The 21484-nt window shown below is 31.7% G+C and carries 20 protein-coding genes; 7 read left to right on the top strand and 13 right to left on the bottom strand.

Annotated elements, in window-relative coordinates:
- Positions 1 to 78: 78 nt before the first annotated feature.
- Complete coding sequence (locus CVIC12175_RS02995; protein WP_086316021.1) at positions 79 to 996, top strand: cytochrome-c peroxidase; 918 nt, start codon at positions 79 to 81, stop codon at positions 994 to 996.
- Positions 983 to 2782, top strand: coding sequence for a methyl-accepting chemotaxis protein (locus tag CVIC12175_RS02990; RefSeq protein WP_086255392.1), 1800 nt, complete (start codon positions 983 to 985; stop codon positions 2780 to 2782). Before CVIC12175_RS02995 ends, CVIC12175_RS02990 begins: the two co-directional genes overlap by 14 nt.
- Positions 2783 to 2832: 50 nt before the next feature.
- Here the strand turns inward: CVIC12175_RS02990 and truD are convergent, their stop codons facing one another.
- The 3 genes from truD to CVIC12175_RS02975 are packed head-to-tail and all read right to left on the bottom strand — an operon-like array spanning position 2833 to position 5121.
- Positions 2833 to 3966, bottom strand: a complete 1134-nt coding sequence (truD, locus tag CVIC12175_RS02985; RefSeq protein WP_086315846.1) for a tRNA pseudouridine(13) synthase TruD — start codon at positions 3964 to 3966, stop codon at positions 2833 to 2835.
- A complete protein-coding gene (locus CVIC12175_RS02980; RefSeq protein WP_086276295.1) occupies positions 3944 to 4762 on the bottom strand; it encodes a thiamine-phosphate kinase in 819 nt (272 codons plus the stop codon). The genes truD and CVIC12175_RS02980 overlap by 23 nt, the downstream gene beginning before the upstream one ends.
- The gene (locus tag CVIC12175_RS02975; protein ID WP_086246659.1) at positions 4741 to 5121 is read right to left on the bottom strand and encodes a type 1 glutamine amidotransferase family protein; all 381 of its coding nucleotides are present in this window, start codon (positions 5119 to 5121) and stop codon (positions 4741 to 4743) included. Before CVIC12175_RS02975 ends, CVIC12175_RS02980 begins: the two co-directional genes overlap by 22 nt.
- A 97-nt stretch (positions 5122 to 5218) precedes the next feature.
- Between CVIC12175_RS02975 and CVIC12175_RS02970 the strand changes: the two genes are divergently transcribed.
- Entirely contained in the window at positions 5219 to 5590 is a 372-nt protein-coding gene (locus tag CVIC12175_RS02970; protein WP_086246660.1) for an HIT family protein, read from the top strand.
- 70 nt (positions 5591 to 5660) lie between these two features.
- Positions 5661 to 6227: a YceI family protein gene (locus tag CVIC12175_RS02965; RefSeq protein WP_086248171.1), complete on the top strand. Its 567-nt coding sequence runs from the start codon at positions 5661 to 5663 to the stop codon at positions 6225 to 6227.
- A gap of 34 nt (positions 6228 to 6261) precedes the next feature.
- Here CVIC12175_RS02965 and CVIC12175_RS02960 read toward each other — a convergent pair whose 3' ends face one another.
- From CVIC12175_RS02960 to CVIC12175_RS02940, 5 genes are all read right to left on the bottom strand, one after another.
- A complete protein-coding gene (locus tag CVIC12175_RS02960; RefSeq protein WP_086246662.1) occupies positions 6262 to 6699 on the bottom strand; it encodes a Dps family protein in 438 nt (145 codons plus the stop codon).
- Positions 6700 to 6809: 110 nt separating this feature from the next.
- Entirely contained in the window at positions 6810 to 8018 is a 1209-nt protein-coding gene (locus tag CVIC12175_RS02955) for a glucose-6-phosphate isomerase (protein ID WP_086302434.1), read from the bottom strand.
- A complete protein-coding gene (gene galU, locus CVIC12175_RS02950; protein WP_086248169.1) occupies positions 8005 to 8835 on the bottom strand; it encodes a UTP--glucose-1-phosphate uridylyltransferase GalU in 831 nt (276 codons plus the stop codon). The genes CVIC12175_RS02955 and galU overlap by 14 nt, the downstream gene beginning before the upstream one ends.
- 62 nt (positions 8836 to 8897) lie before the next feature.
- Positions 8898 to 9881 (bottom strand): sensor histidine kinase, encoded by a 984-nt coding sequence (locus tag CVIC12175_RS02945; protein WP_086315845.1) that lies wholly within the window; start codon positions 9879 to 9881, stop codon positions 8898 to 8900.
- Positions 9874 to 10686, bottom strand: a complete 813-nt coding sequence (locus CVIC12175_RS02940; protein WP_236861087.1) for a DUF234 domain-containing protein — start codon at positions 10684 to 10686, stop codon at positions 9874 to 9876. The genes CVIC12175_RS02945 and CVIC12175_RS02940 overlap by 8 nt, the downstream gene beginning before the upstream one ends.
- An 80-nt stretch (positions 10687 to 10766) precedes the next feature.
- On the opposite strand from CVIC12175_RS02940, the gene CVIC12175_RS02935 reads away from it, so the two are divergent.
- Genes CVIC12175_RS02935 through CVIC12175_RS02925 form a run of 3 tightly spaced genes read left to right on the top strand, consistent with a single transcriptional unit; the run spans position 10767 to position 15227 of the window.
- Positions 10767 to 11360, top strand: a complete 594-nt coding sequence (locus CVIC12175_RS02935) for a disulfide bond formation protein B (RefSeq protein WP_086256777.1) — start codon at positions 10767 to 10769, stop codon at positions 11358 to 11360.
- Positions 11353 to 13431, top strand: a complete 2079-nt coding sequence (locus CVIC12175_RS02930) for a dynamin family protein (protein WP_086256778.1) — start codon at positions 11353 to 11355, stop codon at positions 13429 to 13431. The genes CVIC12175_RS02935 and CVIC12175_RS02930 overlap by 8 nt, the downstream gene beginning before the upstream one ends.
- Positions 13425 to 15227, top strand: a complete 1803-nt coding sequence (locus tag CVIC12175_RS02925) for a dynamin family protein (RefSeq protein WP_086315844.1) — start codon at positions 13425 to 13427, stop codon at positions 15225 to 15227. Before CVIC12175_RS02930 ends, CVIC12175_RS02925 begins: the two co-directional genes overlap by 7 nt.
- A gap of 12 nt (positions 15228 to 15239) precedes the next feature.
- Here CVIC12175_RS02925 and CVIC12175_RS02920 read toward each other — a convergent pair whose 3' ends face one another.
- The 5 genes from CVIC12175_RS02920 to tyrS form a co-directional block, all read right to left on the bottom strand.
- Positions 15240 to 15755, bottom strand: a complete 516-nt coding sequence (locus CVIC12175_RS02920) for a hypothetical protein (protein ID WP_086315843.1) — start codon at positions 15753 to 15755, stop codon at positions 15240 to 15242.
- Between the two features lie 64 nt (positions 15756 to 15819).
- Positions 15820 to 17664 carry a bifunctional tRNA (5-methylaminomethyl-2-thiouridine)(34)-methyltransferase MnmC2/FAD-dependent 5-carboxymethylaminomethyl-2-thiouridine(34) oxidoreductase MnmC1 gene (gene mnmC, locus CVIC12175_RS02915; RefSeq protein ID WP_086315842.1) on the bottom strand — a complete coding sequence of 615 codons (1845 nt, stop codon included), beginning with the start codon at positions 17662 to 17664 and terminating at the stop codon, positions 15820 to 15822.
- Positions 17661 to 19178, bottom strand: coding sequence for an N-acetylmuramoyl-L-alanine amidase (locus CVIC12175_RS02910; RefSeq protein ID WP_086315841.1), 1518 nt, complete (start codon positions 19176 to 19178; stop codon positions 17661 to 17663). Before CVIC12175_RS02910 ends, mnmC begins: the two co-directional genes overlap by 4 nt.
- Positions 19162 to 20274: a nitronate monooxygenase gene (locus CVIC12175_RS02905; RefSeq protein ID WP_086254063.1), complete on the bottom strand. Its 1113-nt coding sequence runs from the start codon at positions 20272 to 20274 to the stop codon at positions 19162 to 19164. Before CVIC12175_RS02905 ends, CVIC12175_RS02910 begins: the two co-directional genes overlap by 17 nt.
- Positions 20274 to 21476 (bottom strand): tyrosine--tRNA ligase, encoded by a 1203-nt coding sequence (tyrS, locus tag CVIC12175_RS02900; protein WP_407932383.1) that lies wholly within the window; start codon positions 21474 to 21476, stop codon positions 20274 to 20276. Before tyrS ends, CVIC12175_RS02905 begins: the two co-directional genes overlap by 1 nt.
- Positions 21477 to 21484 lie beyond the last annotated feature (8 nt).

Raw genomic sequence — 21484 nt, 5'->3', positions numbered from 1 at the left:
TAACTAAATTTTATTTTTTATATTTTTTTAAATTTATCTTTTAAAGAGAGGACATAGATGATAAAAAGAGCTTTATTTATGACTTTAGTTGCCTTTAATATTTGTAATGCTCAAACAAGCATAAATCCAGATAGAATGATAACTCCACTACCTACTAGTATCCCATATGATAAAGAAAAAGCAATGCTAGGAAAACAGCTATATATGGATACAAGCCTATCAAAAGATGGAAAAGTATCGTGTAATACCTGTCATGATTTAAAAAGATATGGAGTAGATAATGAGATATTTTCCATTGGAGCAGATGGAGTGCTAGATGAGCCATTTAATTCACCTACTACATTTAACTCTGTGTTTAATTTTGTACAATTTTGGGATGGAAAGGCTAAAAATCTAGCCGAGCAAGCTAAAAATCCATTTATAAATCCAAAAGAGATGGCACTAAAAGATGAAGCTGAAGTAGTTAAAAGAGTTGAAGCAAACGCTAAGTATAAAGCTAGTTTTGATAAGATATATGGCGAGATTACAATGCAAAATATAACCGATGCTATAGCTGAATTTGAAAAGACACTCATTACTCCAAATGCCCCATTTGATCGCTATTTAAATGGAGATGAAAATGCTATAAGCAGCCAGGCTAAACGTGGTTGGGAAGCATTTAAAAGCAATGGCTGTGTAGCTTGTCATCAAGGTCAAAATATAGGTGGTACGATGTATCAAAAAATTGGAATCTTCGAGCCATATCCAAATCAAGAAAATTTAGGTCGCTATGAGATTACAAAAATAGAATCTGATAAAATGGTCTTTAAAGTTCCAAGTCTAAGAAATGTAGCCAAAACTGCTCCATATTATCACGATGGAAGTATTCCAACTCTTGATGCGTGCGTGCAATTTATGGCTTATTATCAATTAGGCAGATTCTTAGATCAGCAAACCGTAGATGATATTGTCGCATTTTTAGAAAGCCTAACAGGAGAATTTAATGAACAATTCTAAAAAAATCAGCTTTTTAACTCAGTTTATCGCACTTACTGTGCTTGTTTTGGTATCTATGTTTATACTTTTGGCTTTTATATTTAACAACTACAAATCTACACAAAAAAATGAACAAATAGTCGTAGCTACAGAGCATTTACTAATTTATGATTTACAAATTGATCAAGTATTTAAAACCAAATTTAACTTTATAAATTATGATACAAGTGTAGTTTTTAGCAATAAATTTGAAGAGACCTTGCAGCATTTAGCTAGTTTAAATGTAGATAAAAATATACTAAATTCTATAAATAAATCATTTAGAGCTAAGCAAGATGAGCTAGAAAGATTTAAATCTGCAAACTCAATTGCCATAAACTCAAAATCATATCTATTTACGCTAAGTAGTGATATCAACAAAATAGTAGCCCAAAATCCAACGCCAAGCAACCTTGCGCTAAGAGATACAATAGATCAAATTCTAGCTATAATCTCTACTCAAAATATATTGGCTAAAGATGTTTTAAATAGATTAAATTCACTTGTTAATATGATTGATATAGATAAATTTGCAGATACTGAATTAATAAGCCTATTTAAAAAGCATTATACTACAATGATAGCTCAAATTAGTGTAATGCAAGATAATTCTCAACAATTTTTAAGTCAAGAATTAAGCAAAAAGCTAAACAATTTTGAAAATATTATCCAAGATCAAATTCAAGCAAATAATCAAAATCAACTCTATATTGCCATAGCAATATTTTGTGTAACATTGATTTTATTTATCATATTTATCTGGCTAACTCTAGCTAAAGTTATCATACCAATAAGCAATCTAGAGCTACTAAGCTCAAATCTAGCAAGCTCAAAAGCCAACCTAAGCTCACGCCTAAAAATCGATCCAAAAAGCGAACTAGCCACTAGTGCTGGGTATATAAATACATTTATTCAAATTGTTCAAAATTCAGTTTTAGAAGCTATTGAGAGTTCAAACGCAAGTCATAAAAACTCAATTAGCCTTCAAGAAAATGCTAAAAAATTAAAAAGAAATTCACTCCATCAGCATGAACAAGTCGCAAGCGTACAAAAGATTACAATCTTGCTAAATGAGACTATAAATTTAAATAAAAAACTATCTAATGATGCAACCATAAATATGCAAGATTTAAAAAATTTAATGAATGATGTAGAGAATACACTTCTAGAGTTAATAGAGCTAATAGAAGTAAGTAGCCAACAAGAAAATGAGATAGTAGCTAATATGGATCAGCTTGTACAAAGTGCTGATACTATCTATAGCGTAACTAACTCTATAAGAGATATTGCTGATCAAACTAATCTTTTAGCATTAAATGCTGCTATAGAAGCTGCTCGTGCTGGAGAGCATGGCAGAGGCTTTGCAGTAGTTGCAGATGAAGTTCGCGCACTAGCTGATAAAACTAGTAAATCTTTAGGTGAGATCAATATCACAGTCCAAACCATAGTCCAACAAGTAAATAATAATAAATCTTTAATGGATGATATTCACCTATCTATGAATAACACTTCAGCTAAAGCTGCCGATCTAAAAAATGAGATAGCAAATTCAATTGATAAACTAAATTCTGGCATTAGATCGACCAAAACCGTAGAGGATAAATCAAATGATGCCAAAGAGAGAATGACAATACTCAATAGCAATATAGATAAGGTTAGTAGTGCAGCTACAGAGCTTACTCAGCTAGCTACTCAAATAGAATTAGTATCAAATGGAATCTTAGATAGCGCTGCTAAGCTAAATGATAAACTAATAAGCTTTAAGTAGATCTATCTTATCTAAATTTGGGTTTGTATCTATTTACAAACCCAAAATATCTAAATATCAAATATCTCCCGACCTAAAATCTCACGCAAAACCACAGTAGCATAAGAGCCTTTTTGCAGTGTAAAGCTTAGACTAAATTGTGCTTGTTCTTCATTATAGCTATACTTCATCTCATCAGCCCATACCCAGTTAAATCTTCTTGCTCCATTGGCAAACTTAGCAAACTCAAACCCTTCGGCCATAATCTCTTGCTCAAGTCTAAATGCCACGCCAGTAGCCTCATAAGCCCTAGATCCAACTAATAAACCACAGCTAGTGCGATCACGCTGATTAAATTTATCAACCTCAGATTCTAAATCCTCGCATAAAAATAGCTTACCAAATGGATAATGCCCCATCACTTCACCGCGAATCAATTTAAAAAACTGCTTTTGATCTTTTAAATCTTTGATAGTATTGTTATCAAATTTATAAATTTCAGCTAACTCCTTAGCACTAAAACTCTCACAAAAGCGACTAATCTCTACTCTTTTGCTAAGATAGCGATTAAATAACTCACTTTGATATGCAGAAATCAAAAAATCCCTAAGCTTTGGATTATATTTTTTAAGACTCTTTTTATCATTATTTGCCATAGCAATTAATAGCTCTTTAGCACTTTGATAGTTATCACCAAATCTACCAAATCTTTGATAGCCAAAATAGTTGGCAAAACCGCGATTTTTAATCAATTCTATAACATTTTGAAGCTTTTTAGCCTCACTTGGCAATACCTTTTTAAGACGAATAAAAAAGTGATTTGCTTTTAAATGTCCGATTCTTAGCTTATTATTGTGGAGTGTAGCATTTAGAATTTTAATATTTTCATTAGAAAAACTACTTATAGCACTCTGAAATTTAGCTGGAATTGAGATATATTGCGTAGTCATACCCTCTTTATCCTTTAATCCAGCATAGCCAAAATCTCTAACCTTAGCACCAGTAGCTGATGCTAGAATGCTTAACGCCTCAGATGTGCTTAGGCCTTTTTTTTGAATTTGCATAACTAAATGCTCGCCATTTCCACTAAACTCATATAGTGGAATCTCACGCACCACAAAATCACTTGCATTTTTGCTAAAATGCGCATTGATTGGTGTATGTGTTGTTGTTAATAATGGCTTAAAAATGGGTGAATTTTCCATGAAATTTTGCCCTTTCGTTTATAATTTTACCTAGTAAATTTAATTTTACTCTACATTTTTTAGCTTGATTTAATACTCTTTTTATATTTTTAGGCGGTACGACAATGAGCATCTCATACTCTTCCCCGCTAATAAACTCAAATTTGGATAATTTTTTATTAAATTTAACTGCTCTATTTTGTGTAATCTTTGGTAAATCACTAGCTAAACCATCACTAATATCCATTCCAGATCTTATCCATTTAGCACTTTGTTTTATAAACTCTTGCCTTAAATTTGGAGTTACAAAGCGTGAATTTGAGCTAATTTTACCACCGTTTAAAAGCGTTCTAAGCCCCTTAATAGAGCCACCTAAAACCCCAGTATAACATACTATATCGCCTATTTTTGCCCCATTTCTTATTAATGGTTTTTTTGAGTTTAGATATGAGATTATAGTTAAGCTAATTATAAGCTTATTGCTTAAGATAGTATCTCCTCCGATAATTTGCGTGCCATATTGTGCTGCGCACTCTTTTAATCCAGAGCTTAACTCTTTAATATATTTATTGCTTAAATTCTTAGGTAATCCCAAGCCTAAAAGCGCATATTTTGGCGTAGCGTTCATAGCAATTGCGTCGCTTAGATTTACTATCATAGCCTTTTTACCAATCTGTTTTGGACTTAACCAATGCGATTTAAAATGAATATCTTCTACAAACATATCCTTGCTATATACCATATCACCGATGATAGCACCATCATCACCATTTAGATTATTGGCAAAATTTGATATTATGCTTTGTTCTTTATCCACTCTATCATCGCCTCATCTGAGTTAAATTTATGCCCATTTAAATTTGCACCATCTAAAATTTTATCACCATTATCTAGCGATATTATATATTTTGATTCAGCACTACTTTTCATCCAGCTTAAAAATATCCCATCATCAGCCCAAATTTCTGCACCTTTTCCACCTGGAATTGCTACAATATCATATCCATATAAAGATTCTGAACTCGTATGCATAGGCAATTTAATCCCTATCTCATCAGCAGCATCACATCTAAATCCAACTACTACAAACTCAATTCCACACCGTGCAAAAATATCATAAATCTTAGCAAAACTAAGAATATTTATCCCATCATATACAACTATACAGCTTTTCACTTTTAACCTTATTATTTTAATAGCGTCATCTTATCAAAACTCCTATAAAATAGCGATAAATTTGATATAATTTACTAAATTTTATAAAGGTTAAAATATGATTTATAGTGATGAGTTTATCTATATCGAGATTGAAGCAAATTCTTTGCCATGGGTAAAAATCTTTACCAAAGAAGAATTTAAAGAGATTAGCCACTGTGATAGTGCTACTTGCAAAAGACTATTTGAAGCAGCCCTTGAGTGTGAAAAGGCTATGATAGAGTTTTATAACCCTGATAAGATTAATTGGGCAAGTTTTGCTAATTATCTACCTAGAGTCCATATACATATTCAAGCTAGATTTAAAGATGATGAGTACTTTCCAGAGTCTTTATGGGGCAAAAAACAAAGAGAAAGTAGTCCAAGAGATATTAAAATAGATGAGTTTGCTAAGTTATTAAGCTCTAGATTGCATAAACTTTTTGATTAAATTTGTATTATTTAAGATATATTATTTTTAGCTAAATATAATCAAATTTATAAACTCAAAAGGAGAAAATATGAAAAAACAAATATTGACTTCAGTTGCAGCTTTAGGTCTGCTTTTTGGTGCGGCAAATGCCACAGTTTATAGCGTTGATACAGCACATTCTAGTACAACTTTTAAAATCAAACACCTGCAAGTTAGTAATGTAACTGGTTCATTTGGCAAATTTGCTGGTGAAGTAGATATCACAAACAAAATTCCATCTAGCCTTACAGCTACAATTGATGTTAATTCAATAAATACAAACAACGATGGTCGTGATGCTCACCTTCAAAAGGCAGATTTCTTTGATAGTGCAAAATTTCCACAAATCAAATTCACAATGAAAAGCTTTGAAAATGAAGGCGATGGAGAAGGTAAAATCAAAGGCGATCTAACCATTAGAGATGTTACAAGACCAGTTGAGCTTGATTATGAATTTAGTGGTACAGGTAAAAATAGAAAAGGTGTTGAAATCATAGGATTTAGCCTAGAAGGCGAAATTAAAAGAAGTGATTTTAACTTTGCTCCAGAGTCTAGCACAGTTGCACTTGGCGATAAAATTAAGATAAATATCGATATCGAAGCAGTTAAAAAATAATAATTTGAGTGGCTTATGAGCCACTCTTATTAAATTATGCTAAAGTAGCCTTAATCATCCAGATTTTTTTCTCTAGACTTGCATAATTTTCTTGTGCTATAGCTACAGTTGTATTATCACCTGCACTTTCAGCAATCTCTTCAAGTTTTTTAAACTCAGCCAATAGATAAACAAAAGCATCTTTTAAAGCTTCAATTACTTCTACTGGAGTATAGCTATCTTTGCTAACTACTGGAGCTTTAGCAACTTTTAAAAGCTCATCAGTTTTTGTAATTGCTTTGCCGCCTAGTTGAATAGCACGCTCAGCCATCTCATCAAAAAGCTCAGCAAGTTCATTATACTCTTTTTCAGTATATTCATGAATTGAAAAGAATTGCAAACCTTTTACATTCCAGTGATAATCATGGAAAGCTACAAACAAGCTATGTGCATCAGCTTGAAGTTGGTTAAGTTGTGTTACTACATTTTTCATTTTTTATCCTTTATATTTAAGTTGTGTAATTATACACAGAATTAACTTAAAAAAGTATAAAGTAAATAATAATTTTTATTATTTAGAATATTTTACTATTTAAGTTAAATTCAACTCTCTTTACTCTCTAATAGCTTTTTAAGTATTCTCTTACCAGCTTCTACGCCTGGCTGGTCGTAAGTATTAATACCTAGCATTAATCCAGTTGCGCTAGTAAGTAGCTCGTAATAGTATATTAACCAACCACAATGCCACTCATCAAGCCTATCAATAACTAACTCATCAATACTAATCATCTCACTAGCCAAAGCCTGCATAGTAGAATGCGCTTGAGCATTAAAAACCTCAGCTATACTTTTGCTATTTACAAAATCACACCCATCTAAAAAATTTAATTTTAAATTTGGCACAGATATAGTGCTGTTGTGATCTTTTATAGTAATAAATGTTACTGTCTTGTCTTTTACACCCTCCATTATAAGTTGTAAAAATGAGTGTTGATCTTTGCTACCTACTAGACCAACAGGAGTCAAACCAACTCTTTTATACCCACGTTTTTTCCCTAAACTCTCAGCCCATAACTGCACATACCACTCATTAAAGCTTGTTAATCTATCACTATAACTAAATAGCACATTTATCTTAGCACTACTATGTGTGGCGTAATGATAGGCCTTTTGCAATACTCCATCATCGCCATTATCTAAATACTGCTCTTTAGCACTATTTGCTCCAGCTAGTAAATCTTTAATATCAGCTCCACACAAACCAAGTGGCACAAGTCCAATAGCTGAAAGCACACTAAATCTGCCACCTACATTTTTTGGAATATTAAATATAATAGCACCTATCTTTTTAGCATATGATTCAAGCGGGCTATTAGGATCGGTGATAAATATAAAGTTTTCATAGCTTTTGATATTAAATTTTTCCAAAATATATTTATATATAGATATCGTCTCAATGGTAGTTCCAGACTTGCTAGATATTATAAATATAGATCTGTTAGGATTAATCTTAGTGCTGTTTTGCTCTATACTATATGGATCAAGATTATCTAAAAATATAAGCTCTTTTTGTAAATTTAACATATCATATAGCGCTTTAACTCCAAGAGAGCTTCCACCTACTCCTACAAGCACTACACTATCAAAATCACGCTTAGCTATCTCTTCTATCTTGCTAACTATATCCATTCCTAAACTAGGAAGGTGATAATACCCTATATCATCACCTTTAATCTCATCATTCATACGCCTTGTATAGCTGCTAATAGAAGATATATTTTGTCTGTTAAATTTAAGATTATTTTTTACCATATTCATGCTCATAGAAGAAATTAGTCGCTTCTACATATCCAGCTACACTACCACAATCAAATCTTCTACCTTTAAATTTATAAGCTAAGACCATACCATTTTTAGCCTGTTTAAGAAGTGCGTCTGTAATTTGTATCTCTCCATTTTTTCCTGGATTTGTATTTTCTATAATCTCAAAAATATCTGGAGTTAAAATGTATCTGCCAATTATTGCTAAATTTGTTGGTGCATCTTTTGGATCTGGCTTTTCTATCATATCATTTACCATTATTAGATCATCTTCTATAAATTTACCATCTATAACGCCATAGCTGCTTATAGTTTCTTTTGGTACTTCCATCACTGCTACTATGCTACAACGATATTTTTCGTAAATTTTTACCATTTGAGCTAGGACATTTTCGCCATCTTCATTAACGCACAAATCATCAGCTAAAATTACACCAAATGCCTCATCTCCTACAAGCCCCTTACCGCTATGAATTGCATCGCCAAGACCTCTCATATGAGTTTGACGAGTAAAGCTAAATGAACAATGATCCATAAGCTCTCTAATATCAGTTAGTAAATACTCTTTATTTGTGCCTGAGATTTGATGTTCTAGTTCATAGCTAATATCAAAATAATCTTCTAAAGCCCTCTTGCCACGACCAGTAACAAAGGCCATATTATTCATACCAGCTTCTCTAGCTTCATCTACACCATAATGAATTAATGGTTTAGTAAGTATAGGTAGCATCTCCTTTGGTAAGCTCTTAGTCGCTGGTAAAAATCTAGTCCCATATCCAGCTGCAGGAAAAAGGCAGGTTTGTATCATCACTATATCCTTAATATGTAAAAATTTGTTAAATTTACTCCAAATTTGCTTAAAAAGCACTTTTAAGGTAGGCTAATTGTAAAAAGTTTTGGCTCATTTTGAACCGCAACTGAGCCTTTGTGCGCATTAATTATCTCCAAACTAAGAGCAAGGCCTAGTCCATTACCTTTTAATTTTGTAGTTTTAAATGGCTCAAATATTGCTCCGCTAGGTAGTTTAACTCCACTATCACTGATATAAAAATTATGCATACCATTTTCAAATTTATGCTCTATGCTAACTACTCCGCTATCATCATCACTCTCTTCAATAGCGTCAATTGCATTAAATATAAAATTACTAAAGACCAAATCAAGCAAGTTAGCATCTCCGCGTATAATCCCATCAAACCCGCTAAACTCAAACTCAATATCTTTACTAAATGCATACTGTCCAATTGCTTCTTTGCACATATCTTGGAGTTTATTAAGCTCGATTTCACTTATGCTAATTTGAACACCTTTGGTAAAAAGCAAAGTTGCTTTAATTATTCTCTCAACCCTATAAATTGCCTTTTTTATCTCTTCTATAAGTGGGCGATTTCTATCATCAATCCGTTTTAAAAGCGTACTAGTAAGCAAAGAGATAGAGCCTATAGGATTGCGAATCTCATGAGATAAATGTGCAGCTACAGCACCCATAGAAACTAATCTTGCAGATCTTTTTTCATCAGTTATATCAGTAGCTAAAATTATTTGATTTTGCATACTATGGGTAATTTTAATAGCATAAACTCTGCCTTGAAATTCAACTTCTTGCGTGCTTTTTTGCATATTTATACTTGGCAAAATTTCCATGATCTGCTTAGCTTTTTCATTGCTTAATACAACCTCACCAGCACTATTAATCGTCCATAAAGATGCGCCCAAACTCTCTACTATTCCCTGGGTGAATTTTTGTAAGTTTGCATATGATTCACCCAATATCTTATACTCTTTTTCTATTAAATATGTCTGTTCTATTAAGCTTTTTAATCCATCTTCTATGCTTTTAGTATTCTCATTCATATAAATCCTTAAAATCATCAAGTTCAAATAAAATAACCCTATTATCCTTTAATCCTAGCAACTCATTACTAAAGCTTGATTTTGAAAATAGTGCTATTTTATCCCAATTTATTTTAGATTTTTCACATTTTTGAATTAGCAAATTTAGTATATTTTTGCATATTTTACGCTCTTTATACTTTGCTTCAGCTACAATTACAAACCCATCATAATTAGCATAAATATCAATCTCATTTTCCTTATCCCAATAGCTAGAAATCTCATCTTTTGGGATATTTAAATTTTTTGATAAAAGATTGATACAAGCAAGCTCAAACTCTAAAGAACAATAGTGATCAAATTTATTTTTTATCTCATTTAATACATCATCTTTTTGATTTTTATACAATAAATCTAAATTTGGCTCAATAAATCTAAACCAAAATCTATAAAAACGCTTTGTAAAGTGAATTTTATCTTGAATTTGATATCTGCGAAGCTCTTTTTTTAACTTCTCTTTACGATTTTTAATAGGTTTTATCTCTTTTGATCTTTCAAATATAATAAAACCTTTATTTACTAGCTCATTAATTATTACACTACTTAGCGATCTTGATAGGTATTTACTAGCTACAAAACGCTTTCTATCACCCTTTGCAAGGCGAATTAAAAAATTTTTAGCCTCTTGGTGGAGAAAGTTAAATTCATCTTTTAAACTATCAAATTTAGTTAAAATTTCACCATCAATCGCCTCAAAAATATCATCATAGCCACTCACAACTCTATCAAAAACAAAGTAAAACTGCAGATATTTTAAGGTATCCAAACCACTCTAGCCTTTTAAATTTACAAAATTATAGCAAGTTTTGGTTATAATAAAGCCCAAATTCAACACAATGGTATTAAATGAGTAGTAAAAGATTATGGATTTATATAGGTGTTTTTATGCTTTTTTGCGTCGGCGTGGCGCATTTTATATTTCAAAATTATCTATATATGCGTCCATGTGTGCAGTGTATCTATATACGATATTATATGATTATAGCTGGGTTTGGAGCTATTTTTATAGCAATATTTTATAAGCAAATTTTACTTTATATATTTGGGGTTTTAGTTTTTAGTTATGGGGCGATTTGTGGTCTTTTAGAGAGTTTAAAACTAAATACAATCCATCAAGCAATTGCCAATGCAAATCCATTTGGAGTAAAAGGCTGTCTTGATAGGCCTATTTTTGAGCTACAAATTGCATGGGATGAGATTATGCCATCACTATTTAAAGCAACTGGAGAGTGCGGCCTTGATATGCCTAAGCCGCCACTTGGAAGTAAATTTGACCCACTTCAAGCCTATTTGATAGATTTATATCAAAATGGCTGGTATCTAATCCCAAACTTAAAGCTAATTAATATGGCACAAATTTCTGCTATTATATTTGGTTTGGCTTTGATTTTGGGTCTAATTTTATTAATATCAAGAGTTAAAAAGGTAAAAAATGGTTGAAATATTAGAACAAATTTGGGGAATTAAAGCTTTATATGTTGATGAAAATCATATAAGCCAATTTAGTAGCGATGAAGCAGCAATAATACTATCTATTACTCCACGAAATTATGATAGATTAATCAAACTTCAAAGCTTAAAAGATATATTTTCAAAAGCAAATTTAAATCTAAACGAGTATAGCGTCCAATTAAGTCAAATAGGTATAATCAATGCTATAAAATCTATAAAAATAGATAATCAAAAAGTATTAAATGGATTAAATGAATTAGCCAAAAATGAGATTATAGATTTTAATGGATATAATCTTATAAGTGATTTTATAAATAATCTTGAATTAAACCCTACTATTCAAAATAGTGCTGAAACTCAGCCATTTCATAAAAATTTACATACATTAAATGAAATTCATCAAATCTTAAGCGAATTTAAACTCAACGAAGTTAGTAAAAGATTAAGCAATGCATATGAAAGTGCTAATAATTCTAAATTTAAAATAGCAGTTACTGGTGTTATAAATGCTGGTAAAAGTAGTACTCTAAATGCACTAATGAATAAAAAAATACTAGGCGCATCAAATATCCCAGAAACTGCAAATTTAAGCATTTTAACATATAGTCAAGATGAGTATGCTAAGGTCTGCTTTTGGTCGCCAAATGAGCTAGAATCAATGGGTCTAGAGCCAAAAAAATTAGAAGATAAAATCGTTCCAATAGATGAGTTAAAATCTTATACTACAGCTGCTAATGAGATTAGCAAAATGGTAAAAGAGGTTATTTTAGGCATTAAACTTGATATATTAAAAGATGGAATTGATATAGTTGATACTCCAGGACTTGATGATGCAGTAGTGCTTCGTGAGATTTTAACAGCAAACTATATGAGTCAAAGTGATTTTACACTTCACCTAATGAACGCTAGCCAAAGTGCAACTAAAAAGGATATGGCTTTTATCGTAAATACACTAAAAAATGGTAAAAGTGGCGGGCTTATAATTGGGCTTACTCATGTAGATAAACTTAACCAAAATGATATAAAAGAGGTGTTAAATTATACTAAAAATAGCATTAAAACCGAGCTTGCTGAGTGTGGCTTTGATGAGAGTTTGGCTGATGATACGAAGTTTTTTACCATCTCAGCGATTAAAAATATTGGTATTGATGAGCTTAAAAACTACTTATATGAGAGCTTTTTTGGTCCAAATTCAAAAAAAGCAACTTTAATTATAGATAATTATAAAAAAGAGTTAATTCACATCACAAAACTAATAGATGATGATCTAAAAGCACAAAAAACAGCCCTAACCTCAGATGCATCAACTGCTAAAGAGCTTGCTAATTCTTTGCAAAATGAGATAGATGAGATAAACTCCCTTACAAATAGCATAAATAGCGAACTTGAAAATCTACTAAAGAGATTAAATTATGATAATGAAAATAGCAATGCTACACTAAAAGCTATAAGTGCAAAGATTAAAGATAGAGTAATAAGTGATGTAAAATACGCCTCAAATAAAAAAATCAAACTAGATACTGCGCGACTTGGAGTTATAATTGAGAGTGGATTTAATGACTCTTTTATAGATTTTTTCAGAGACTTCAAGCAGCAAATTAGTAAAGATATAGACTCAGCTAGTAAAATTTTAGAGTTAAAATTAGGAACAAAAAATGCAAATTTAAATCTGCCCGATATTAGATCTTATATAGATGAGCATCTACCTAAAATAAACTATGAAATCCTAAATCAAGATGTAATTAAAGCCATAAAAAGTGATAAAAATATTGAAAATGTAGGTGCAAATTTGACTATAATTTTTGATAATTTTATAGCAGACTTAAATTTACCAAATAAGCTTAGCACGCTTGCAACTACTTGCACAAAAGAGTATATATCAAGCATAAAATCAGAGCTAGACTCTATAAAAGAGCATTTAAAAACAAAAGAAGGACAAATAAATTTACTAGCAAAATCAACATTTGATAATATCAAAGATAAAGAACAGCTAATAGCTGATATAGATAGCAAAATTGCACAATGTCAAGAGATTAAAAATAGGATAGAACTATGCTAAAAGAGTTTATAAAAGAGTACCAAAGAATTTATCAAATAAGTTTTGATGATGGATTTATCGGAGAATTGGAGAGATTTTTTGCTCTTATTAGTGAGCCTAAATTTCACCCTAGCAAAGAGCTAATTGATAAATTAAACTATCTTAGCACTTTAGGTCATGAGCCGCCGCTTGTAGCTATTGTAGGGCAATTTAGTAGTGGAAAATCTAGTTTTTTAAATGCTCTTTTAGGCTCAGATATCTTGCCTACTGGAGTTGTACCAGTTACAGCAAAGCCTACATTTATCAAATATGCACCAAACTATATGCTAAAAATTTTGCACAATGATGGTAGAGATGAGTATAAAAATATTGATGAGCTTAGCGCCTTTGTCGATCAACGCCACGCTTTAAAAGATGTCAAAAATCTAACAATCTACGCTCCAAATGAGATACTAAAAAAGATAAGCTTTATAGATACTCCAGGACTAAACTCTAGAAGCGATGCTGATACCTATGAGACAAAAATGATTTTAAAAGAGGCTGTAGCACTTATTTGGATTAGTCTTATTGATAATGCTGCTAGAAAAAGCGAACTTGATGAGCTTAACGCTATCCCAAATGATTTAAGACAAAATGCAATTGCACTACTAAATCAAAAAGATAAACTAAGCAATGAAGATATTGCTAGAGTACTTACTCATGCTAATACAACATATTCAACTCACTTTAGCTCCGTAGCTGCAATATCAGCTAAACTACAAAGAGAAAATAATCCAAATAGCGGATTTGAAGCGGTATTTGAGTTTTTAGATAGAATTGCAAATACCAAAGAGAATTTTATAAAATCTACATGTAAAAATATACTCATATCATCACAAAATCAAAATCTACATTTTATAGAAATTTTAGATGAAATTTCAAATATTTTTACTAAATTTCAAGACCGAACAAGTGTAAAATTTAATGAGTTAAAAGATAGATATAACTCTAAATTTGAGATATTTTTTGAAGCAATCAAACAAAATGCAGCATTAATAGCTGGTGAGATTAATGGTGCTTTAAAAAATGAAAAATCAGCATATTATAAAGAAAAAAATGGCCTACTAAGCAAAAATAGCTTTGAGAAAGTAGAGTATGAAAGAGTAAGTCTTGATAGAGATGAGATTTTAGGCAAACTTATATATAATGATGAGAAATTTGCTAAAATTTTTAAGAAATTTAGACGGGATTTAAGCGAGTTTGAAGATGAAATTTTAGCTGATTTACAGGCTATATTTGATGAGTTAAAAGAGCTTACACTTCGCTATAAAGCAAAATATGAAAGCCTTAGAAAATCAGATATATTACACTCTGATCTTTTATTTGCTGATATTCGCAAATTCTCAAGCGAAGTATACTCTTTATTTATAAGCCATATTGAGACTCTATTTTTAGCTAAATTTGCAAATTTAGGGCTATTTTTTGAAAGAGTATTTATAAAAGTTAGTGCAAACTATCAAAATGCAATTAGGCTAAGTGTAAATTTCATTGCTCAAAAGTGTGAAAAAAGTAGTCAAGATTATGAGTCTGATCCACTTGCATTTAGTCTATATTATCCTAGACTTAGTGAGATAAATGAGAGAATATTAAATGAGCTAAGCTACTATGAGTTTGAGAGTGAATTTACTGGAAATTCAACATTTATCACTAAATTTATAAACACATTAGAAGCGGAATTAGCTACTTTAATGAATAAAAACCAAAACTACATAAACTCACTAAAATCAAAATATGAAAGCGATTTTGATGAGTTAAGTGCTAGTTTGCCATGGTCATAGAAATTTGGCAGATTAATCTGCCAAATCCTCAAAATCTTCATAATTATCTATAAATTCATTTGCTAAAAACTTAGAATATATATCGCTTTCAATTCTACTTTTTAATTCAGCAAATTTCGAATCATCGCCATTTTTTATAAATTCTAAAAGCTCTAAAGTAGCACTATCATCTATATGATTTTCTAAAAATTTAATAGCACCATCTATTCTTGATTCTTTATTTTCAATGCATAAAACTGCACGCAAAATCTCACCACTTAAACTATTTGCCGCTCCAGAGTATGGTACTAAAACCTTATACATATACTCAGCACTCTCTTTTGCTCCAAAACAATTAGGTTCAAGTCTTACGCCATTTTCATCATGCCAAATTCTATATGTTTCATCACCGACAATACTATCAAATTTTTTGCCATCTTTACTAGAACACTCCCAACATCTATCAAAATACTCATCATTCCAGCCATTTAAAGCAAAAAATCTACCACCATGTTCTACAACTGCTATTTGCGTATCTTGCCAATGCATTTTCTCACCTTTTTTATAGTTTTGCTAATTCTAACCAAATTTATTATTAAATTAGCTTACTATTTTAGCTACTTGATTTTACTAAGCCCTTTTTCAGCTTTCTAATTATAAATCTAGATGGATTTAATGCATCAATAGTACTTTTTTTAACACAAATTTGACGACCCAAAACCATATCAAGCAAGATATTTGCACCCAAAATTGATGTACTAAGCCCACGAGAGCCATGAGCAGCAGATATTAATAAATTTTGATAATAAACTGGAGATTTATTAGAAGGTTTATTTTTTGTCCATAAAAGCGAATTATATATTTTTATATATTCACTAGCATTATGAATCCCGCCAATTATAGGGAATCTATCGCCGCTATAACCTCTAAATCCAACATTAGAACCAATTATATTTGGCTTTTTATTACTTAAAAATTCATCTACTAAAGCTATATTTTCATCATCATCACTACTACGAGGCAAAGCATCATCATCGCTTCGTGCGTAGCTAGCTCCTACTAATTGCACCCCATGAATAGCCTTTGTGATATATCCTCTAGCACTTAGTGGTCTATTAAGACTCATAAACTCATCAACTAAAGTAGTCTGCCCACGCACCGAGCTAAGCTGCATATATGCATCGCTAAATTCACTTATAAAAAGCTCTTTTGCCCTATTGCCATTAGCAAATATTACTACATCGGCTTTAATTGTCTTTAAATTGCTAAAATTCACCTCATAACAACTTTCTAGCTGTTTGAGCGATTTATGCTCATATCCATAATAAATCTCAAGATTTTTTGCCAATGCAAAGCAGAGATTTTGAGGCTGAATTTGCATAGCTAAATCAATATTTGCTTTAGGATAAATATCATTACTGATACTAAAAAACTTGCTATCGTGGTTGAATTTACTCAGCATTTTATCATTTACTAAATACTCATCACACCCACAAAAATCTACAAAATCACCACCAAATTGCTTATAAAATTGCCTAGAGAGCAAAAAACTACTCATATGCATATCACCCAAAGCTACGCCAGGTTGAGTAATAAGTGGAGCGCAAATTCCAGCTAAATTTGAGCTTGCACCTTGTGCGGCCTTCTCATTGGACTCAGCTACTACTACATTAAATCCAGCCTCTTTAAATAAAGTAGCAATAGCTAGTCCAGAAATTCCAGCACCAATTATTAAGATAGTTTTTGGGTTTGTAACTATTGGTAAATCAAACCAAATTTGCTTTTTTATCCTAGATTTTGGCTCTATGCAAATAGCTTGTAACATCTCTCGCTTTTTATGATAACCCTTTAGTTTGCCAACTTCAAATCCATTTTGACTAAGTCTATCACGAACAACTCTAGCACAACTAAAACTTCTAATAATTGTATCTTTATAAGAGTAACAAGCTAAATTTGATAAAAACTCCTCACTCCACATTTGTGGATTTTTACTTGGAGCAAAACCATCTAAATACCAAACATCAGCCCTAAACTCGCACTCGTCTAAAAATTCTAAAATATCACCAAAATATAAATCAAGAATAATTGTATGATTTAATAAATATATACGCAAAAGCGAATTTGGCACGATATGATAACTATCTAAAAACTCTTTATAAATAGCACTATCAAGCCCGAATTGCTCATAAATACTAGCTAATTCATCTTTGCTAAATGGATACTTTTCAACTGCAATATAGTGAAGACTCTTTTTATTTAAGCTTTTAAACTTTGCAATAGTACAAAAGAAATTCAACCCAACGCCAAATCCAGCCTCAGCTACTACAATTGCACTTTTATTAACTCCATCTAAAGCGCTACTATAAGCATACTCACACTCAGCCAAAGGCTCATAAGTATTAAAATATATATCATCAAATTCAGAGTTATAAAGTGCGTTATTATGGTATTTTATCATCTATTTTTAACAAAATAATCATCAATTCCATTTGCTATACCAAGAGCAATTTTGTTTCTATAACCCTTATTTGATAGTAGTTTATGGTCATTATCATTAGATATATATCCAGTCTCTATTAACACAGCAGGCATCTGCGCACCTACTAAAACCCAAAATGGCGCCTCTCTTACTCCACCATCTACTACTTTAAATTTAGATTTTACTGCTCCTAATAAATAAGCTTGCACATCAATTGCAAGCTTATTTGAAGCAATAATCTTTTCACGATTTAAGAAATTTAGATAACTAATTTTAGTAAAATAGTTCATCTCATCAGTATCAGCTTTATTTTCTAAATTTGCAACTTGCATACTTCTTTCGCTTCTAGTTGGGCTTAAAAAATATGTCTCTATTCCTTGCATCTCTTTGGCTTTTTTGTTATTTGGTGAAGCGTTTGCATGAATAGAGATAAATATATCAGCGTTTTTATCATTTGCAAAGCTAGTACGATTTCTAAGATTGATAAACTTATCATTACTTCTTGTATAATATACTTTATAACCGCGTTTTTTTAAGATATTACCAGCTTCTAAGGCTATATGTAATACGATATCTTTTTCATATAGTTTATTTTTGCCTACTGCACCTGGGTCTTTTCCACCATGTCCAGCATCTAAGACTATCACCTTATTTTTGCCAATATTTGTAGCTTTTGATTGAGTTTGAGTAGGTCTATTTGATTTTGATGTAGATTGATTTTTTTGATTTGAGTTAATTTTTTTAGAAGTATTGGTTGCTGTTTTTTGTATATTATTATCTTTAGAATTAGCACTATTTAGACTAAAAATTATACTCTTACCATTAATCTTATAGCCTATATTTTGTTTTGTATTATTAGTAAATACTACTCTAATGCTATCTTTATCAAATTGAGCCACTCTTATTTGATTAGAAATTTGACTCTTTTGTTTTTTATACTCTTTGATTAAAATCCCATCAAAATCAAAAATCTGACGATAACTTTTATTGGTATTTAATTCAGATTTTTTAATATTTAAATTAGTAGCATCTGCATTTAATGTAATAGTAAATTTACTTTGCGTGCTTGATGTAGATAGCACCTTATATTCTATATTTTTTTGATTTTTGGAATTTATTTTTTGGCTCTCTTTAGAGTTATTAGTTTGATTTTTAGTTTTAGCTTGTTTGCTATCTTCTTTATTTACACTTTTTGGCTTTAGCTCGTTTTTATCTATTTTTGGACTTATAGTATCTAGCTCTTTAGCATATACGCTATAATCCACACCAAGAGTTTTTGCACCACTTACTAATCTTTTTAAGCTCTCTAGTTGTAATTTTTTATTATCATTTAGTATAGAGTTGAGATAGATACCCTTTAATTCATGATAAATTTGAATTTGATCTTGCTTTTTTGCCTTGGCAAATTTATTATCAAATTCATCAAATATTCCACCACCAAAGGCAAAAACAACAAGCAAAAATGGCAATAAAAGCTTAGCTATTTTCCCCATAAACCAACTTTTTCATAAGCTCTTTAACGCTAATTATCTCATTTAATCTATATCCGTTTGCACCACTAAAAAATAGCCCAGTCTCCTTATTTCCGCTTACAGCATCATATAGTCTATCAGCAATACAATACCCTACTTGTTTAGCCTCTTTACCACGCTGACATGGAGCTACACAGTTGCTAATGCATTGAATTTTTGGACCAGCATTTTTTTCTACCAAATTAAGAAGATTTGTTTGAATTCCGCGTGCTGGATAGCCTACAGGACTTTTAATTAGTTTAATATCCTCTTTTTTAGCATTTAATAAAACCTCTTTAAATCCATCTGCTGCATCACACTCATGAGTTCCTATAAATCTAGTCCCCATTTGCACGCCACTTGCTCCAAGACCAATAACTTTAGCAATATCATCATGATCCCAGATTCCACCAGCAGCTACTACTGGGATTGGATTTCCTCCTACTTCAGCCCATTTGGAAGCCTCATCTACTACTGGTTTAATAAGATTTTCTAGCTGATAGTTTGGATCTAGACACTGCTCATATGTAAAGCCTTGATGTCCTCCACTAAGTGGTCCTTCTAACACAACCGCATCTGGTAAGCGATTGTAGCGTTCATACCAGCGTTTGCATATAATCTTTAACGCTTTAGCAGAGCTTACAATCGGTACAAGAGCCACATCAGCAAACCCTTTAGTAAGCTCAGGTAAATTTGTAGGCAAACCAGCACCAGATATTATGATATTTATGCCATGTTCGCACGCATCTTTTACTATTCTAGCATAATCATTGCTAGCACACATTATATTTGCTGCTAGTGGTTTATCACCGCAAATTTTACGAGCATTATCAATAATAGCTTTAAAGCCATTTCTAGAGTAAAAATTTACACTATCATATGGTTTTGAATTTAACTCCTTAGTAATATGAGCCCTATGTTCATAGTATCCAGTACCAACAGAGCTAATTACACCTAGTCCGCCATTTAAGCTCACATTACCAGCTAGTTTATTCCAGCTTATACCAAGCCCCATACCACCTTGGATGATGGGATATTTAATCTCATATTTGCCTATTTTTAAACTTTTTAATTCCATTATTTTACCTCTAATCTAGCATAAGCTTTTTTACCAACTTGCAATACATATTCACCCTTACTAAGCCTTAATTGATCATCGCTAATTTTAACTTGATCAACGCTGACTGCATTTGCTTTAATATGGCGACGAGCATCTGAGTTTGATCCAGAAAGCTTGCATAGGCTAAGTGCCTCTACAATCCAGATATTATCAGCTTCTATCTCAAATTTAGCCATATCGCTTGGAAGTTGCCCCTTAGCATGAACTCTATTAAACTCATCTCTTGCAGCTAAGGCTGCTTCTTGAGTATTAAATCTAGCTGCAAGTTCTAAAGCTAGATTTTCCTTTGCAACTTTAGGATGAACTATCCCGCTTTCTACATCGCTTTTTAACTTGATAATCTCATCACTGCTAAGACTGCTTAAAAGCTCATACCATACCCACATAAGCTCATCGCTAATACTTAAAGTTTTTCCAAAAATATCATTGGCTGATTCAGTTACACCAATATAATTGCCTAGGCTTTTACTCATCTTATTAACACCATCAAGCCCGACAAGAAGCGGCATCATTATAATTGCTTGTTCTTTTCCGATATTATAGGTACGACCAAGAGTCCTACCCATTAAAAGATTAAATTTCTGATCTGTTCCACCCATCTCAATATCGCACTTCATCGCCACACTATCATATCCTTGTAACAGTGGATATAAAAACTCACTAATAGCAATTGGAGTCTCAGCCTTATATCGTTTAGTAAAATCATCACGCTCAAGCATTCTAGCTACATTAAAAGTACTAGCAAGTGCTATAAGCCCATCAGCACCTAAAGTATTAAGCCAAGCAGAATTAAACATTACTTCAGTTTTACTCTCGTCTAATATTTTAAAAACTTGCTCTTTATATGTTTTGGCATTTTGAGCAATTACTTCATCGCTTAAGATTTTTCTAGTAACGCTCTTGCCGGTTGGATCGCCAATTTTTGCAGTAAAATCTCCAATTAAAAACTGCACAATACCGCCATGTTCTTGAAGCAATCTCATCTTATTTAAAACTACTGTATGTCCTAAGTGAAGATCTGGAGCCGTAGGGTCAAAGCCCGCTTTAATATAAAATTTTTTACCATTTTCATAGTAATCTTTGATTAAATTTTCAATACGCTCATAATCGATTATCTCGGCAGTTCCGCGTTTAATCTCACTCATAATTTTAGATATCATATCTATTC

The organism is Campylobacter vicugnae, from assembly GCF_002139875.1.
Classification (GTDB): domain Bacteria; phylum Campylobacterota; class Campylobacteria; order Campylobacterales; family Campylobacteraceae; genus Campylobacter; species Campylobacter vicugnae.
This window is presented reverse-complemented; position numbering and strand designations above follow the sequence as displayed.

Bases quoted from the DNA above. Each gene is read 5' to 3' on its own strand.
- tyrS (WP_407932383.1), bottom strand. From the start codon at position 21,476: ATGATATCTAAAATTATGAGTGAGATTAAACGCGGAACTGCCGAGATA.
- CVIC12175_RS02920 (WP_086315843.1), bottom strand. From the start codon at position 15,755: ATGCATTGGCAAGATACGCAAATAGCAGTTGTAGAACATGGTGGTAGA.
- CVIC12175_RS02910 (WP_086315841.1), bottom strand. From the start codon at position 19,178: ATGGGGAAAATAGCTAAGCTTTTATTGCCATTTTTGCTTGTTGTTTTT.
- mnmC (WP_086315842.1), bottom strand. From the start codon at position 17,664: ATGATAAAATACCATAATAACGCACTTTATAACTCTGAATTTGATGAT.
- CVIC12175_RS02970 (WP_086246660.1), top strand. From the start codon at position 5,219: ATGATTTATAGTGATGAGTTTATCTATATCGAGATTGAAGCAAATTCT.
- CVIC12175_RS02995 (WP_086316021.1), top strand. From the start codon at position 79: ATGACTTTAGTTGCCTTTAATATTTGTAATGCTCAAACAAGCATAAAT.
- CVIC12175_RS02930 (WP_086256778.1), top strand. From the start codon at position 11,353: ATGGTTGAAATATTAGAACAAATTTGGGGAATTAAAGCTTTATATGTT.
- CVIC12175_RS02905 (WP_086254063.1), bottom strand. From the start codon at position 20,274: ATGGAATTAAAAAGTTTAAAAATAGGCAAATATGAGATTAAATATCCC.
- CVIC12175_RS02925 (WP_086315844.1), top strand. From the start codon at position 13,425: ATGCTAAAAGAGTTTATAAAAGAGTACCAAAGAATTTATCAAATAAGT.
- CVIC12175_RS02955 (WP_086302434.1), bottom strand. From the start codon at position 8,018: ATGGTAAAAAATAATCTTAAATTTAACAGACAAAATATATCTTCTATT.
- truD (WP_086315846.1), bottom strand. From the start codon at position 3,966: ATGGAAAATTCACCCATTTTTAAGCCATTATTAACAACAACACATACA.
- CVIC12175_RS02945 (WP_086315845.1), bottom strand. From the start codon at position 9,881: ATGAATGAGAATACTAAAAGCATAGAAGATGGATTAAAAAGCTTAATA.
- galU (WP_086248169.1), bottom strand. From the start codon at position 8,835: ATGATACAAACCTGCCTTTTTCCTGCAGCTGGATATGGGACTAGATTT.
- CVIC12175_RS02965 (WP_086248171.1), top strand. From the start codon at position 5,661: ATGAAAAAACAAATATTGACTTCAGTTGCAGCTTTAGGTCTGCTTTTT.
- CVIC12175_RS02960 (WP_086246662.1), bottom strand. From the start codon at position 6,699: ATGAAAAATGTAGTAACACAACTTAACCAACTTCAAGCTGATGCACAT.
- CVIC12175_RS02990 (WP_086255392.1), top strand. From the start codon at position 983: ATGAACAATTCTAAAAAAATCAGCTTTTTAACTCAGTTTATCGCACTT.
- CVIC12175_RS02935 (WP_086256777.1), top strand. From the start codon at position 10,767: ATGAGTAGTAAAAGATTATGGATTTATATAGGTGTTTTTATGCTTTTT.